The organism is Flavobacterium sp. 2755 (genome assembly GCF_031455715.1).
In the GTDB taxonomy this organism is placed as follows: domain Bacteria; phylum Bacteroidota; class Bacteroidia; order Flavobacteriales; family Flavobacteriaceae; genus Flavobacterium.
Map to the genome: position 1 here is coordinate 536692 of NZ_JAVDTG010000003.1, position 15346 is coordinate 552037.

Sequence of the window (15346 nt, forward strand, 5' to 3'; positions counted from 1 at the left end):
TGTAATAATTAAATTTATTACTTATATTTGTAATAGAATTTTTATTATTTTTTAATTATATTTGATTATGACTAGTGTAATTACAGGTGACATAATTGGTTCAAGACAGCAGGAATCGCAGCATTGGGTCGAAGATTTAAAAAAAATCCTGGCTCCGCTTGGCAAAACACCAAGCGAATGGGAAGTGTACCGTGGTGACGAATTTCAAATTGAAGTTAAAAATCCCGAAGATGCTTTGTTGACTGCGATTTTGGTAAAAGCACATTTACGAACCATAAAATCTGATGCGCGAATGAGTATTGGTTTTGGAAATAAAACGCATAATGCTGAAAAAATTTCAGAAAGTAACGGAACGGCATTTATCAATTCGGGGGAGCTTTTTGAGACTTTAAAAAAACAAAAAGTGACTTTAGCATTGCGAACAGGCGATATTAATTTTGATGAAAAAATGAACTTAATGATTCAGCTTGCTTTGACTTTTATGGATAACTGGCTGGTACAATCGGCAGAATTTGTTGCAAAGGCAATAGAAAACCCAAGCCTTTCGCAGGAAGAATTGGGACAAAAATTAGGTATTAATCAAGCTGCAGTAAGCCGAAGACAAAAACGCGCTCAGTTTGATTTGGTTATGAATTTAGATCGTTATTTTAGAACACAAATAAAACAACTTACAGCCCCATGATTTTATTTATAAAACTGTTTTTGGCCCATTTATTAGGCGATTTTATCTGGCAGCCTAATTCCTGGGTTACCGATAAAGAGAGTAAAAAACACAAAAGTATTTACTTATATATTCATGTTTTATTACACGGAGTTTTAGCCGCGATTTTGGCTTGGGAAATAAGTTTTATTCCGTATGCGGTTTTAATTGCAGTTGCACATGGGATAATCGATTTAATCAAACTCAATTTTCAGAGAGAGAAAACAAAACGTACTTGGTTTATTGCAGATCAAATTGCGCATGCTTTGGTTTTAATAGGCGTGGTACTTTTATATCAAAATAAAGGCATTATTTATTTTTGGCAGGATAATACATTCTGGATTTTGATTACCGGAGTATTACTATTGACGAAACCAACTTCTATTTTCATCAAAACTATTATTTCGATCTGGGCTCCCGAAAACGAAAACAGCCATCAGGATAACTCACTGATAGCTGCCGGAAATTATATTGGTATTTTAGAACGCTTATTTGTGTTCGGATTTATCTTAACCGGACATTTTGAAGCAATTGGATTTTTATTGGCTGCAAAATCTATTTTTAGATTTGGAGATTTAAAAGAAGCCAAAGACAGAAAACTAACCGAATATGTTTTAATTGGCACATTAATCAGTTTCGGAATTGCAATTCTTGCCGGAATACTTGTTCAGGCGCTTCTTTTACAATTGCCTTAAAACTTTTTTATTGATTGCTTTTATCAACGCTGGTCCTTCATAAATAAAACCGGTGTATAACTGCACTAAACTTGCTCCTGCATTTAATTTTTCGATGGCATCATCGGCAGAGTGAATTCCTCCTACTCCAATAATTGGGAATGCTTTATTGCTTTTTTCCGAAAGAAAACGAATTACTTCTGTAGAACGTTTCGTTAATGGTTTCCCGGACAAACCTCCGATTTCTGATTGGTTTTGAGATTGAAGTCCGTCTCTTGAAATAGTCGTATTTGTTGCAATTACACCCGCAATCTGTGTAGTTTTCACAATATCAATAATATCTAATAATTGCTCATCTGTAAGGTCTGGAGCAATTTTTAATAAAATTGGTTTTACTTTTTGAGTGCTTGTTTTTTGCTTTTCGACATTTCTATTTTGTAACGTTTGTAATAAAGCTGTTAAAGGCTCTTTGTCCTGTAATGCTCTTAAATTTGGCGTATTTGGCGAACTTACGTTTACTACAAAATAATCTACATGGTCAAAAAGTGCATCAAAACAAATGATATAATCGTCAACCGCATTTTCGTTTGGTGTCACTTTATTTTTTCCGATGTTTCCTCCAATTAAAACGCCCGAATTCTTTTTCAAACGCTCTACCGCTTCCAGAACTCCGCCATTATTAAATCCCATTCGGTTAATAATCGCCTGATCTTCTTTTAAACGAAATAAACGTTTTTTAGGGTTTCCTTCCTGACCCACCGGAGTTACGGTTCCTATTTCGATAAAACCAAAACCAAAATCAGAAAGCTCTTTGTACAACTTCGCATCTTTATCAAATCCTGCCGCAAGTCCCACCGGATTTTTGAATTTAATTCCGAAAACTTCTCTTTCTAATCGAGTATCTTTTACTTCATAAATTGATCTTATAATTGCCGAAACTCCAGGGATTTTTGAAATGAATTTTACAAATGAAAAAGTAAAGTAGTGCACTTCTTCCGGATCAAACCAAAAAAGTATTGGGCGAATTATCAATTTATACATAAGAGTTGTGTTGTTGTTATTTTGGCTGCAAATTTAAATATTATAGTTTAAAAAGGTACTGTTTTACAAAAAACAAATTAATAAGAGGTTGCAAGTTATAAAATGAAACAATTTCAAACCTTTTAATACCCTTCACCGGCTTATTTATTCTTTAATTTTGAATGAATTACAAAAAATCTTGTTATAAATTTTTCATTTCAAGAATTAGAAATTATGCAAAATGAAAGGAAAACAAGCTTCAATTATCATCTTACAGAAATAGTTTTTACTGTAATACTATTTTATTTGACTGGCTGTACTAAAATTACAGCTCAGGAAAGTGAAGAAAAATCTTTTAGTCCGCATCATCAAATAGGAATTTCAATAAATCATGTACATGTTTTTGAAGGAAGGGATGATGAAGGAAATCGTGAAGTTTTAAGTCTTCCTGCATGGGGAATTGATTATACTTTTCAGTTTCATGAAAAATGGGCAATTGGTCTTCATACAGATTTTGTAATTGAAAAATTCAAAGTTGAGAAAGTTTACGCAAACGATGAAGACAATGAAACTGTAGAACGAAGTTATCCTGTTGCTCCTGCCTTAATGGGAATTTATAAACCAAACGAGCATTGGAGTTTTCTTTTAGGTTTTGGAGGAGAATTTGCAAAAGAAGAAAACTATTTCTTAACGAGAGTTGGTACAGAATACACCTATGAACTTTCAAAAAATTGGGAAGTTTTTGGAACATTAAGTTATGATCTCAAATGGAATGCCTATGACAGCTGGGGAATTGGTTTAGGAATTGCAAGAAACTTTGGAGGAAAATAATTTTACACAACCCATTTGAACTTATGTACAGTGCAAAAAAAACAAATCGTATTTCGAAAAATCTATTTTTAGTTTTTATCTTATTGATTGGTTTTAAAGGATTTTCTCAGCAAGAAAAAGACACCACAAAACTGCTTAACTTTCGGTACGGCGATAAAGGAATTGAACTTCGTACCAATGACAATAAATTTCTTTTTCAACTGCAAAGCCGGCTTCAGTTTCGGTTTTCTACACCAAATGATACAGATCCTTTGACTTATGACGATTACAGTCAGGATAAAAAAACTACTTTCAAAATTAACCGCGCGAGACTCAAAGTAGGTGGTCACGCTTTTGAGCCTTGGTTAAATTATTATTGGGAATATGAACTCAGCCAGTCTAATTTATTAGATTTTAGAATTATGGTGGAGAAATGGGAATGGCTTAGTTTTAAAGCCGGACAATGGAAAGTAGAATTTACAAGAGAACGTTTCATTAGCAGCGGCGAACAGCAAACCGTTGATCGTTCCTTAATCAATCGTCCCTTTACTGTAGACAGGCAAATGGGAGTTGAAATTTACGGTCATTTAAAAGGAAAAGGCATTGCCGATTTTAATTATTGGGCCGCAGCTCTAACGGGAACTGGTCGGGGAAATACTTCTAACGACGATAATAATTTGATGTATTTCGGAAGAGCACAATGGAATTTTTTAGGAAGGTTTCTTGATTTTGAAGGAAGTGATCTGGAATTTCATGAAAAATTAACTCCAATTATTGCCTTTTCAGGTTTAACAAACCGAAGCCCTTACACCCGATTTTCACAATCTGGCGGAGGATATTTAGAAGGATATGAAGATGGTGCGCCAGGACAATACAGGGTGAACCAATGGAATTTAGAAACCGCATTTATGTATCGGGGTTTTTCCTGGCAGAGCGAAATGCATACCAAAAAAATCATCGATAAATTAAACAATGATGACGAAACAACATTAAAAGGCTACTATGTTCAGGCGGGATATTTTTTTCATAATGCTTTTGAATGGTGGCCCAAACATTTAGAAATGGCAGGAAGGCACGCCGCTTACAGACCTGATAATACTATTAGGCAAAACCGACAAGATGAAACCACTATTGCTTTTAACTGGTTTTTTAAAGGACACAAAAATAAATTGACTTCAGAAGTGACTTATTTCAGCTTTCAGGATAAAACACTTCCTCTTGAAGCCGGATGGAGATTTAGGATACAATGGGATATTTCATTGTAAAATTCTTACTTCTTTTTTTAATATAAATTCATTTTTTTAATAACTTTATCTGACTTAAAATACTGAAAATGAAAAATATAAACAAAACAATAAGAAAAGCAGTAACAATATGTCTGGCTGGATCGTTTTTTTTGATTTCTATTGACAGCATAGCACAACGTCGTGTAGGCGGCGGTGGCGGCGGCGTTCACAGACCTAGTGGAGGAACTCATACAAGACCATCGGTAAACAGACCGGCTAATCAGTCACGACCAGCAGTAAACAGACCTTCTGTAAATAAACCTGCGGTAACAAGGCCGGGTTCAAATGGTTCAGGAACTAAAGTTACCAGACCCAATAATGGTTCGAACACAAAAATTAGTAACAGAACTAATAATTCTAACCGAAATTCTAATAACAACATACGAAACTCCGGTAATAGAAATACCAATATAAGCGGTAATACCAGAAACGTTGACAGAAGCAGGGACATCACAATAAATAATAACCGAAATACTGTTGTTAGACGAAATACTGTTGTGTACGCTCGTCCTCCTTATGTATATGGCGGTTACAGATATCATGCTTACAATCCGTATTACTTTCATCCTTACAGACCCTTTTATTATGGTCCGGTTTGGCATCCGTGGGGATTTTTTGTTGCCACTTTAGCCGTAACTGCGATAGTTGTAAGTGTTGAAAGTACGCAATATCATTATGATCAGGGAGTTTGGTATGCACCTTCAAATGGAGGTTATACTGCTGTTCCTGCACCAGTTGGAGGAACTGTAAACAATATTCCGAGTGGAGCGCAAACTGTTAATACAGGAACGGTCAACAATTATTATTACGGAGGAACGTATTATGAAAAGGACGGCAGTACGTACAAAGTTGTACCGCCAACAGCAGGAACGGTTGTTGACAATTTACCAGAAGGTGGTGAAGAAGTTACCATTGGCGATGTAAAATATGTTAAGTTTGGTGAAACTTACTATCAACCTGTAAAAGTTGACGGAAAAGATAAATATGAAGTAGTTTTGGTTGAACAAGATAAATAACAAAATACAATTATTTTATTAATTCTATCAAACTAATATAACTTTAAAAGTTATTTTCATACTTTTGATTCAACTTATTGACAACCAATACAGCTTAAAAAACCATCACAATGAAAAATAAAACTTTTTGGATTTTTGCTATTCTTACAATCTCCATAATTTCAATTACTTACGGTGTAACCAAATTAATTACGCCTAAACCCAAAGTAACAGAAGCGGCTTTAGATTGTCATGAAACTCCAAATACGTCAGAACCATCGGCATTTAAACCTACAATTGAAAATAAAAATAAACCAGCAGGAAAAGCCCCGGAAGGAATGGTTTGGATTCCGGGCGGCGAATTTTCAATGGGAAGCAATGTTGCAGATGAAAGTTTATGCAGTTTATCTGGCGTTACAAAAGATGCTGCTCCTATTCATCGTGTGTATGTTGACGGCTATTATATGGATAAAACCGAAGTGACAAACGAAGAATATGAAAAATTTGTAAAAGCTACGGGATACATTACAGTTGCAGAACAAAAGCCAACTAAAGAAGAATTTCCAACCGCTGCCGAAGAAGATTTAATTACAGGTTCTGTAATATTTACACCTACGACATCAGCAGTAAATTTGAATAATTTTCTGCAATGGTGGTCTTACGTTGGCGGAACGGACTGGAAACATCCACTTGGGCCTCAAAGTTCTATAAAAGGAAAAGAAAAATACCCTGTTGTTCATATTACTTATGAAGATGCTGCAGCTTATGCAAAATGGGCAGGAAAAAGACTTCCAACAGAAGCTGAATGGGAATTTGCAGCCAGAGGCGGAAAAACGGGAGAAATTTACGCTTGGGGAAACACACTGAAACCAAACGGAAAATTTCAGGCTAATATCTATCAGGGACATTTCCCAATTAAAGATGGTGATACTGGAGAAGATGGTTTTAAAGGCATTGCTCCTGTCGCACAATTTGCTCCAAATGCTTACGGATTATATGATGTTGCAGGAAATGTATGGGAATGGACAAATGACTGGTACAGTGTTGATTATTATAAAACATTAAGCGAAAGCGGAAAAACAGCTAAAAATCCACAAGGGCCGGATGCTTATAATGATCCTAACGATCCAACGCAGATAAAAAGAGTGCACCGCGGCGGATCTTTTTTATGTACAGATCAATATTGTACCAGATATATGGTGGGAACCAGAGGGAAAGGCGAAATTAGATCTGCAGCTAATCATCTTGGTTTTAGATGTGTGAAAAGTATTTAAAAGATAAAAAATTACCATAAAAAAGGATTCTCGAAAACAGAATCCTTTTTTTATTTTTGAAGATAAACCGCAAATTTACCTGCTAAAAAAAATGTCTATATTTGCTAAAAATAAAAAGAAATGCAACATATCATAGATCGTTTTATCAGTTATGTAACAATTGATACAGAATCAGATCCGAATTCAAAAACAACCCCAAGTACAGAAAAACAATGGAATCTTGCCAATAAATTAGTTGAAGAACTAAAAACAATTGGTTTAACAGATGTTACAATAGATGACAAGGCTTACATTATGGCAACTTTGCCAAGTAATGTGGATCATGAAGTTCCAACAATTGGATTTGTTTCTCACTTTGATACTTCGCCAGACTTTAGCGGAGCAAATGTAAAACCTCAGATTGTAGAGAATTACGACGGAAAAGATATTGTTTTGAATGCAGAGAAAAACATCATTCTTTCTCCAAACTACTTTAAAGATTTATTGCAATATAAAGGGCAGACAATCATTACAACCGACGGAACAACTTTGTTAGGTGCCGATGATAAAGCCGGAATTACCGAAATTGTTTCGGCAATGGAATACTTAATCCAGCATCCGGAAATTAAACACGGGAAAATTAGAATTGGTTTTACTCCCGATGAAGAAATTGGACGCGGTGCGCATCATTTTGATGTTGAAAAATTTGGTGCTCAATGGGCTTACACCATGGACGGAAGCCAGATTGGTGAATTAGAATATGAAAATTTTAATGCTGCCGGAGCTAAAATTACTTTTAAAGGAAAAAGCGTTCACCCTGGTTATGCAAAAGGAAAAATGATCAACTCAATGTTGATTGCTAATGATTTTATCAATGAACTTCCAAAAGGTGAAACACCTCAGGAAACAAAAGGTTACGAAGGCTTTTTCCATGTTCACCATTTAACGGGAAGTATTGAAGAAACCGTTTTAGAATTAATTATCCGCGATCATAATAAAAGCAAATTTGAAAAACGTAAAGATTTAATTGGAAAAATTGCCAAAAAAATCAATAAGAAATTTGCGAAACAATTTGGTGAAGATATTGTAACTACTGAAATTAAAGATCAGTATTACAATATGAAAGAAAAAGTACTTCCGGTAAAACATATTGTTGATATTGCCGAGAAAGCAATGCGTGAATTAAACATCAAACCTATCATTAAACCTATTCGCGGCGGTACAGACGGATCTCAATTATCCTATATGGGATTACCTTGTCCGAATATTTTTGCAGGCGGTCATAACTTTCACGGAAAATACGAATATGTTCCTGCAGAAAGTATTCAAAAAGCGACTGATGTTATTGTAAAAATTGCTGAACTTACAGCAATTCCGGGAATTTTTGATTCAAAAGAAAAACCTAAAGCGAAAAAATAATTGGAACCAGCTTCTGAAAATAAAGGCATGTGGAAATATAGCGGTCAATGGGAAGAAGAATTGCTTCTCCTAAAAGCTATTATTGACAAAACCGAACTGACAGAAACCACAAAATGGGGCGGTCCGGTTTATGTTTATGAGAAAAAAAATGTCATTGGTTTAGGAGGTTTTAAAGATTATTTTGCGATTTGGTTTTTTAATGGTGTTTTCCTGAAAGATGATAAAAAGAAACTTATCAATGCACAAGAAGAAATTACAAAATCCTTGCGTCAATGGCGTTTTACTTCAAAAGAAGAAATAAACGAAAAAGAAATTTTAGAATATATCTTAGAAGCTATTGAAAATGAAAAACAGGGAAAAATCATTAAACCTTCAAAAAAAGAAGCCATAGTTTCTGAACTTCTTAATGCAGAAATGATTAAAAATCCAGCTTTGGCAGCAGCTTTTGAAAAGTTTAGCCCTTATAAACAATACGAGTTTCTGGAATATATTGAAACTGCGAAACAGGAAAAAACAAAACTTTCGAGAATTGAAAAAGTGATTCCGATGATTTTGGCGAATGTTGGGTTGAATGATAAATACAGGTAAAATTTAAAATTCCAATTTTTTAAATTCCAAATTCCAAGCTATATAAGACCTTTGTCAAAGTTTAAAACTTTGACAAAGGTCTTTTTCTTTACACAAAGTATTGTCATTGCGAGGAACGAAGCAACCGCACTAGGTGAATTGACAAAGATTGACGACAAACTTTGCGGAGTTTCTTGTGCGATTTCTCCCTTCGGTCGAAATGACAAAATTGCGTTATCCCTTCTACTATGAAGTATTCAATACAATAATTCATGTTTTTGTCATTCCGAGGAACGAGGAATCTTCGTAAGTGGCTCGACAATCTATATCCTCAATCTTTGTAGAGTTTCTTGCGAAGATTCCTCGTTCCTCGGAATGACAAGATTGCGGGGTATGCAATGCGTCTAAGCATTTGCGATAAAGATCGTGAGATTGCTTCGTTCCTCGCAAAGACATTCCAGACGTTTAGCATAAACAAAAAAAATCCCAAACTCCATTTGGAATTTGGGATTTTAAATATTTTAATTAAAAAAGCTTAAGCCTTTTTATTCAAAGCAGCGCTTAATTCTAAAGAAATAGCAGAACGCTCTAATTTTAATTTTCCTGACATAGTTTCGATTACTACAGTAGTTTCTGCTAATTCAGCAATTTTACCGTGGAAACCACTTTTAGTAACTATTTTATCACCTACTTTTAGGCTGCTTTCAAATTCTTTTTCGTTTTTTGCTCTTTTTTGCTGTGGTCTGATCATGAAGAAATAGATTACCACAAACATTAATAGAAATGGCGCAAATTGAGTTAATTGTCCCATAATTTAAATTCTGTTTTTTGATTTATTATTAATATTTTATTTTTGGACTGGCTCTTCGACTTCGTCCAGAGTGACAGCACAATTTCTTTTATTTTTACATTAAACCTCGACCTACTTTTACCATCTTTTTATTGGCAGTAAGTTCTTTTACAAGGTTATCTAAAATTCCGTTGATAAAAATACTACTTTTTGGTGTAGAATACTCTTTTGCAATTTCTAAATATTCGTTAAGAGTTACTTTTACAGGAATTGAAGGGAATTTCAAAAATTCGCAAATTGCCATTTTCAGGATAATCGTATCGATTTCGGCAATCCTTTCGCTGTCCCAGTTTGGCGTTTTATCGTCGTATTCTTTTGCTAAAACAGCTTCGTTTAAAACTGTTCTTCTAAATAAATCTTTAGCAAAATCTTTATCCTCAACATCTTTATACAATTTAGGAACTCTAAAATCATCTGGATCTTCGGTTTTAATTGCTTTCAATTGCTTAATGATATGCGTATTTACAACCGGAATATCATCAACCCAAGTCAATTTATCATCTTCTAAATATTCGTATAATTTGTCATTTGGAACAATAACCTCAGCAAATAAATCAGCAATAAATTGTTTGTCTTCTTCAAAAGTATTGACATTATTGCTCATGTATTTTTTATACAAATCGCTTGCTTTAATATCATTTAAAAGCAAAATAATATAATCGTCGTTTAATGACCAGTTGTTGATTTTACGGTTTTCTAAAGCGATGCTAAGGGAATTACTTTCGGCAAGAAGCTGAAAGATTTTGTTTTTGATGAACTTTTCGTTCGGGTTACGTTCTGCTGCAGTAGCAAGATGTTTTTTGCTCGAAAGATGCAAGAATACAGATTCTTTTTTGCAAATTTCAATCAATGAAGAAAGCATTATAAGATATAAGTCCTGAATATTATCAATACTGTAAAAAAGAAATTTCTCTTCTTTTTCCATATTATCAGAACCGCTTTGGTGCATTGCATAAATGGATTGCATTACTTTAACGCGTATGTGTCTTCTATTTACCACCTTGTAAGAACATTTAAAAATTAGTCTGCAAAAGTATAACTTTTAAGGCATATTTTAAAATTAATTCGCAAAAAAGTCATGGTTTTAGTGGTCAGTTTTCAGAATTTAGTGGTCGGTTGCAGTTTTCAGTGATCAGTTTTCAGGATTTAGTGATCAGTTGAAATATATAGAAAAAAAATCTCAGTTTACAGACCAAACTGTAAACTGAGACTGAATACTATAACTGAACACTAAAAAAAGTGAACACTGAACACTAATTATTTCTTAGCGTTTTCAATTTTTCTCGCATCGATACGATTTTGAGCAATTGTAAGTGCAGCTTTGTGAGTTGTCATACCGTTTTTCACAGCATAATCGATAATTTCTAAAGTAGTATTGTAGATATTTTCGGTTTTAGCCATGATTTCAGCTTTACCATAATGCTCTAATTCAGCATAAACATTGATGATTCCACCAGCGTTGATCAAGAAATCAGGAGCATATAAAATTCCTCTTTCCTGTAATCTTGGACCGTGAACATTTTCATCAGCTAATTGGTTGTTTGCTGCACCAGCAATAACTTTAGCTTTAATTTTGTTTACTGTATCATCATTAATTGTTGCTCCCATTGCACAAGGCGCATAGATATCAACATCTGCTGTATATAAATCTTCACCAGTATAAATTGTCGCATTGTATTTTGAAGCAACCTGATATAATTTTTCTTCGTTAATATCAGTAATTGTTACCTGTGCTCCTTCTTTAGTTAAATACTCAACCAGAGTTTCACCCACGTGTCCAATTCCCTGAACCAAAACTTTTTTACCATCTAAAACATCAGAACCAAACTGACTTTTAGCAACAGCTTTCATTCCTAAATAAACTCCGTAAGCTGTTACAGGTGAAGGATTTCCAGATCCGCCTCTTTCTTCAGAGATTCCGGTAACATAAGGCGTTACGTCTCTTACAGTATCCATGTCTTTAGTTTCCATTCCAACATCTTCAGCTGTAATATATCTTCCGCTTAAAGAGTGAACAAACTCACCAAACTTACGCATCAATTCAGGAGTTTTCTGCGTTTTAGCATCACCAATAATTACTGCTTTTCCACCACCAATATTTAAACCGGTAATTGCAGATTTATAAGTCATACCTCTTGAAAGACGTAAAACATCGTTTAATGCTTCCCATTCAGTATTGTAATTCCACATTCTAGTACCTCCTAAAGCTGGCCCCATAACTGAATTATGAATACCAATAATTGCTTTTAAACCTGTATCTTTGTCATTGCAAAATACAATTTGTTCGTGATCGTCAAAAGATAATTGACCAAAAACAGGATCCATTTTTTGAAGTTCCTTTCCAGTTGCGAAAGTTGCATCCATAGCGTTACTATTTAGTTGTTTAAAATTATGAATTTGTCAAAAAGACAACTCAAACATAAACAAAAAATATACATGTGCTAATTTTTTATCTTTAAAATAACAATTATACAAAATATTTATTTTGATTAGATTGCATTTTATTATACTTTTAATTAAGAATAATTCATAAAATTAAATCAAGTCAATATTGAATCTCTTAAAAAAATGAAAGAATTAAGCTATTTAAACAAATATTTCATTAAATATAAATTCAGTTTTTCCTTCGGAATTTTAATCACCATAATCGCACAAATATTCTTTTTATTTACTCCCAAGCTGGTTAGCCATTCTTTTGACGTTATCGAAAAGTTTTTAAAACTATCCGATGCCGATAAAAAATCTTCTATGCTTGTAGACTTTTATCAGCAGGAATTAATTCATAACGTGCTCTTAATCACCGGAAGTGCAATTGTTGGAGGATTCTTAACTTTTTTAATGCGCCAGACTTTAATTGTAATGTCTCGCCATATTGAATTTGATTTAAAAAATGAGGTTTTTAGACAATACGAAAACCTTTCTCAAAATTTCTACAAACAAAACCGTACGGGAGATTTAATGAACAGAATTAGTGAAGACGTTTCTAAGGTTCGTATGTATGTAGGCCCGGCGGTAATGTATACCATAAATACGTTTATTCGTTTTGCCATTGTAATATTATATATGTATAATGTTTCGCCTTTGCTGACATTGTATACAATTTTACCATTGCCAATTTTGTCTTATTGTATTTTTAAATTAAGCTCAGAAATCAATAAACGAAGCACTACTTTTCAGCAGTATTTATCTAAGGTTTCGAGTTTTACCCAGGAAATATTTTCAGGAATCAGAGTTATAAAAGCTTATTCTTTAGAAAATCAGCATCAAAATAATATGATAAATCTTTCGGATGAAAGTAAACGCAAGAGTTTAGATTTAGCCAAAGTTCAGTCGCTGTTTGGGCCTTTAATGATTGCTCTTATCGGAATCAGTAATTTGGTTGTAATTTATTTTGGAGGCGTAATGTACATCAACGGAACGATTCCGAATATTGGTACAATTGCCGAATTTATTTTATATGTAAATATGCTAACCTGGCCTGTTGCTTCTCTTGGATGGGTTTCGTCTATGGTTCAGGAAGCAGAGGCTTCTCAAAAACGTTTAAATGAGTTTTTGAAAATCGAACCGGAGATTAAAAACAACAATCAAAATGCATCAGATATACAAGGTTCAATTGCTTTTGAAAATGTAAGTTATACGTATGAAGATACTAATATTGAAGCTTTAAAAAATGTAAGTTTCACGGTAAAAAAAGGAGAAACACTTGCCATTTTAGGAAAAACCGGCTCCGGAAAATCTACTATTTTATCTTTGATTTCCCGTCTTTATGATGTTACCGATGGTAGAATTACAATTGATCAAAACGAAATCAGTTCTTTAAATTTAAACGATTTAAGAAACAGCATCGGAATTGTTCCTCAGGATGCTTTCTTGTTTTCGGATACCATCAAAAATAACATCAAATTCGGAAACCAAAATGCAACTGATGAAGAAGTTGTAAATGCTGCAAAAAATGCTGTGGTTCATGATAATATCATTGCATTTAACAAGCAATACGATACTATTTTAGGAGAAAGAGGAATTACACTTTCTGGCGGACAAAAGCAGCGTGTATCGATCGCAAGAGCCATTATAAAAAATCCGGCGATTTTACTTTTTGATGATTGTTTGTCTGCTGTTGATACCGAAACTGAGGAAACAATCCTACATAATTTGTTTGAATTTTGTAAAGATAAGACTACGATAATTGTCAGTCACCGAGTATCTTCTGCCAAAAACGCTGATAAAATCATCATTATTGAGGATGGCGAAATCATTCAACAAGGCTCTCATAATCAATTAATAAATCAGGAAGGTTACTATGCATCGTTATATTTAAAACAACTTTCGGAAAAAGAATTACTTTAATTGTTGCGTAATCGATAAATTTTTATGATTTTTGAGTACTATTAATTACCAAAAATGATAGAACGTATTATGAGAGAAAATGACATGTTAGAAAAAGAAGAGATTTTTTCTAAAGTATTACGAGCAGGAAGAAGAACTTATTTCTTTGATGTGAGAGCTACTAAGGCTGACGATTACTATATCACGATTACCGAAAGTAAAAAGTTTACAGAAGAAGATGGTTCTTTTCACTTTAAAAAACACAAAATTTATTTATACAAAGAAGATTTTAGTGCTTTTGCCGAAATATTAGAAGAAATGACTTCATACGTTTTGAACCACAAAGGTGAAGAAGTAATCTCTGAAAGACATCAAAAAGATTTTAAAAAAGAATACGGTTCTGATAAGGCTGAAACACCAAGATCTAGCTTTACTGATATTGATTTTGACGATATTTAATCTTATATAACTTTTCTAAAAGTTCAAGTCCAATATGTGCAGCATTTTTGGACTTTTTTTATACTTTTAAATTCTATAATTTTAGTCGAAGATCCAAATTTTAGATTTCTGACTTTAGATTTTAGATTTATTCAAACTCTTATAAAATGAAAAAATTAATTCTATTACTTAGTTTCATTTTGATTACTTTTTCAGCATCTGCTCAAAAAACAGAATATGAAACAAAATCAAACATTCAATATTATTCTTCAGAAATAAATAAATCCGACAGTTACATTAATGAAAGATGTGTTCTGGATATTTATTACCCAAAAAACACAAAAGGCTTTGCTACAATTGTCTGGTTTCATGGCGGAGGTTTAACAGGTGGAAATAAAGAAATTCCCGAAGCTTTAAAAAATAAAGGTTATGCCATTATTGGCGTAAATTATAGATTGTCTCCAAAAGCAAAAACTATTAAAGCAATTGAAGATGCTGCAGCAGCTGTTGCCTGGGCATTTAATAATATCAGCAATTATGGTGGTGATTCTTCTCTAATATTTCTTTCTGGTCATTCTGCCGGAGGATATTTAGATATGATGATTGGTTTAGATAAAAAATGGCTGCAAAAAGAAGGAATTGATGCTAATAAAATTGCAGGGCTTATTCCGTTTAGCGGACAATGTATTACGCATTTTGAAGTTAGAAGAGAAAACGGAATCCCGGAAAAACAACCTACAATTGATGCTTTTGCGCCTTTATACCACGTTCGCGCCGATGCTCCGCCACTTTTATTAATTACCGGAGATCGTGAACTGGAAATGTTAGGCCGATATGAAGAAAACGCATACATGGCACGAATGATGAAATTAGTTGGTCATACACAGACTAAACTTTATGAATTAGACGGCTATGGCCACGGAATGACTGAACCTGGTTTTCCGTTATTGTTAAACGAAGTCAACCGAATTTTAAAAGAAAAACAAACTAAAAAATAAACATATAATT

15 protein-coding genes are annotated in these 15346 nt (G+C 33.6%); 11 read left to right on the forward strand and 4 right to left on the reverse strand.

All coding sequences use genetic code 11. The annotated features are described in order from the left end of the window. The first annotated feature begins 67 nt into the window (after positions 1–67). A complete protein-coding gene (locus J2Y38_RS09655; RefSeq protein WP_309841689.1) occupies positions 68–682 on the forward strand; it encodes a SatD family protein in 615 nt (204 codons plus the stop codon). After that, complete coding sequence (locus tag J2Y38_RS09660) at positions 679–1395, forward strand: DUF3307 domain-containing protein (RefSeq protein WP_309841691.1); 717 nt, start codon at positions 679–681, stop codon at positions 1393–1395. The genes J2Y38_RS09655 and J2Y38_RS09660 overlap by 4 nt, the downstream gene beginning before the upstream one ends. Here the strand turns inward: J2Y38_RS09660 and J2Y38_RS09665 are convergent. After that, positions 1381–2415 (reverse strand): quinone-dependent dihydroorotate dehydrogenase, encoded by a 1035-nt coding sequence (locus J2Y38_RS09665; RefSeq protein ID WP_309841692.1) that lies wholly within the window; start codon positions 2413–2415, stop codon positions 1381–1383. The two genes, J2Y38_RS09660 and J2Y38_RS09665, sit on opposite strands and share 15 nt — an antisense overlap. A 213-nt stretch (positions 2416–2628) precedes the next feature. Between J2Y38_RS09665 and J2Y38_RS09670 the strand changes: the two genes are divergently transcribed. From J2Y38_RS09670 to J2Y38_RS09695, 6 genes are all read left to right on the forward strand, one after another. Continuing rightward, complete coding sequence (locus J2Y38_RS09670) at positions 2629–3225, forward strand: hypothetical protein (protein ID WP_309841695.1); 597 nt, start codon at positions 2629–2631, stop codon at positions 3223–3225. A gap of 23 nt (positions 3226–3248) precedes the next feature. Continuing rightward, positions 3249–4469: a porin gene (locus tag J2Y38_RS09675; protein ID WP_309841697.1), complete on the forward strand. Its 1221-nt coding sequence runs from the start codon at positions 3249–3251 to the stop codon at positions 4467–4469. Positions 4470–4537: 68 nt separating this feature from the next. Beyond that, a complete protein-coding gene (locus tag J2Y38_RS09680; protein ID WP_309841699.1) occupies positions 4538–5506 on the forward strand; it encodes a DUF6515 family protein in 969 nt (322 codons plus the stop codon). Between the two features lie 110 nt (positions 5507–5616). Then, entirely contained in the window at positions 5617–6759 is a 1143-nt protein-coding gene (locus J2Y38_RS09685) for a formylglycine-generating enzyme family protein (RefSeq protein ID WP_309841700.1), read from the forward strand. A gap of 120 nt (positions 6760–6879) precedes the next feature. After that, positions 6880–8157 carry a peptidase T gene (gene pepT, locus J2Y38_RS09690; RefSeq protein WP_309841702.1) on the forward strand — a complete coding sequence of 426 codons (1278 nt, stop codon included), beginning with the start codon at positions 6880–6882 and terminating at the stop codon, positions 8155–8157. Positions 8158–8184: 27 nt separating this feature from the next. Then, positions 8185–8745, forward strand: coding sequence for a YdeI/OmpD-associated family protein (locus J2Y38_RS09695; RefSeq protein WP_409025138.1), 561 nt, complete (start codon positions 8185–8187; stop codon positions 8743–8745). 514 nt (positions 8746–9259) lie between these two features. On the opposite strand, the gene yajC is transcribed toward J2Y38_RS09695, so the two are convergent. From yajC to J2Y38_RS09710, 3 genes are all read right to left on the reverse strand, one after another. Continuing rightward, entirely contained in the window at positions 9260–9535 is a 276-nt protein-coding gene (yajC, locus tag J2Y38_RS09700; protein ID WP_053471036.1) for a preprotein translocase subunit YajC, read from the reverse strand. Positions 9536–9629: 94 nt separating this feature from the next. Then, positions 9630–10541, reverse strand: a complete 912-nt coding sequence (gene nusB, locus J2Y38_RS09705; protein ID WP_053471037.1) for a transcription antitermination factor NusB — start codon at positions 10539–10541, stop codon at positions 9630–9632. 290 nt (positions 10542–10831) lie between these two features. After that, positions 10832–11938 (reverse strand): amino acid dehydrogenase, encoded by a 1107-nt coding sequence (locus J2Y38_RS09710; protein ID WP_309841716.1) that lies wholly within the window; start codon positions 11936–11938, stop codon positions 10832–10834. A 204-nt stretch (positions 11939–12142) separates the two neighbouring features. On the opposite strand from J2Y38_RS09710, the gene J2Y38_RS09715 reads away from it, so the two are divergent. From J2Y38_RS09715 to J2Y38_RS09725, 3 genes are all read left to right on the forward strand, one after another. Continuing rightward, positions 12143–13921 (forward strand): ABC transporter ATP-binding protein, encoded by a 1779-nt coding sequence (locus tag J2Y38_RS09715; protein ID WP_309841717.1) that lies wholly within the window; start codon positions 12143–12145, stop codon positions 13919–13921. A gap of 69 nt (positions 13922–13990) precedes the next feature. Then, positions 13991–14359, forward strand: coding sequence for a PUR family DNA/RNA-binding protein (locus J2Y38_RS09720; RefSeq protein WP_053471040.1), 369 nt, complete (start codon positions 13991–13993; stop codon positions 14357–14359). A gap of 146 nt (positions 14360–14505) precedes the next feature. Then, entirely contained in the window at positions 14506–15336 is an 831-nt protein-coding gene (locus tag J2Y38_RS09725; protein WP_309841718.1) for an alpha/beta hydrolase, read from the forward strand. The last annotated feature ends 10 nt before the right edge of the window (positions 15337–15346 follow it).

Excerpts from the sequence above, each read along its gene's own strand:
- J2Y38_RS09670 (WP_309841695.1), top strand. The coding sequence starts at position 2,629 with ATGCAAAATGAAAGGAAAACAAGCTTCAATTATCATCTTACAGAAATA.
- J2Y38_RS09660 (WP_309841691.1), top strand. The coding sequence starts at position 679 with ATGATTTTATTTATAAAACTGTTTTTGGCCCATTTATTAGGCGATTTT.
- J2Y38_RS09685 (WP_309841700.1), top strand. The coding sequence starts at position 5,617 with ATGAAAAATAAAACTTTTTGGATTTTTGCTATTCTTACAATCTCCATA.
- yajC (WP_053471036.1), bottom strand. The coding sequence starts at position 9,535 with ATGGGACAATTAACTCAATTTGCGCCATTTCTATTAATGTTTGTGGTA.
- J2Y38_RS09710 (WP_309841716.1), bottom strand. The coding sequence starts at position 11,938 with ATGGATGCAACTTTCGCAACTGGAAAGGAACTTCAAAAAATGGATCCT.
- J2Y38_RS09655 (WP_309841689.1), top strand. The coding sequence starts at position 68 with ATGACTAGTGTAATTACAGGTGACATAATTGGTTCAAGACAGCAGGAA.
- J2Y38_RS09695 (WP_409025138.1), top strand. The coding sequence starts at position 8,185 with ATGTGGAAATATAGCGGTCAATGGGAAGAAGAATTGCTTCTCCTAAAA.
- J2Y38_RS09715 (WP_309841717.1), top strand. The coding sequence starts at position 12,143 with ATGAAAGAATTAAGCTATTTAAACAAATATTTCATTAAATATAAATTC.
- J2Y38_RS09665 (WP_309841692.1), bottom strand. The coding sequence starts at position 2,415 with ATGTATAAATTGATAATTCGCCCAATACTTTTTTGGTTTGATCCGGAA.
- J2Y38_RS09720 (WP_053471040.1), top strand. The coding sequence starts at position 13,991 with ATGAGAGAAAATGACATGTTAGAAAAAGAAGAGATTTTTTCTAAAGTA.
- J2Y38_RS09725 (WP_309841718.1), top strand. The coding sequence starts at position 14,506 with ATGAAAAAATTAATTCTATTACTTAGTTTCATTTTGATTACTTTTTCA.
- nusB (WP_053471037.1), bottom strand. The coding sequence starts at position 10,541 with ATGCAATCCATTTATGCAATGCACCAAAGCGGTTCTGATAATATGGAA.
- pepT (WP_309841702.1), top strand. The coding sequence starts at position 6,880 with ATGCAACATATCATAGATCGTTTTATCAGTTATGTAACAATTGATACA.
- J2Y38_RS09675 (WP_309841697.1), top strand. The coding sequence starts at position 3,249 with ATGTACAGTGCAAAAAAAACAAATCGTATTTCGAAAAATCTATTTTTA.
- J2Y38_RS09680 (WP_309841699.1), top strand. The coding sequence starts at position 4,538 with ATGAAAAATATAAACAAAACAATAAGAAAAGCAGTAACAATATGTCTG.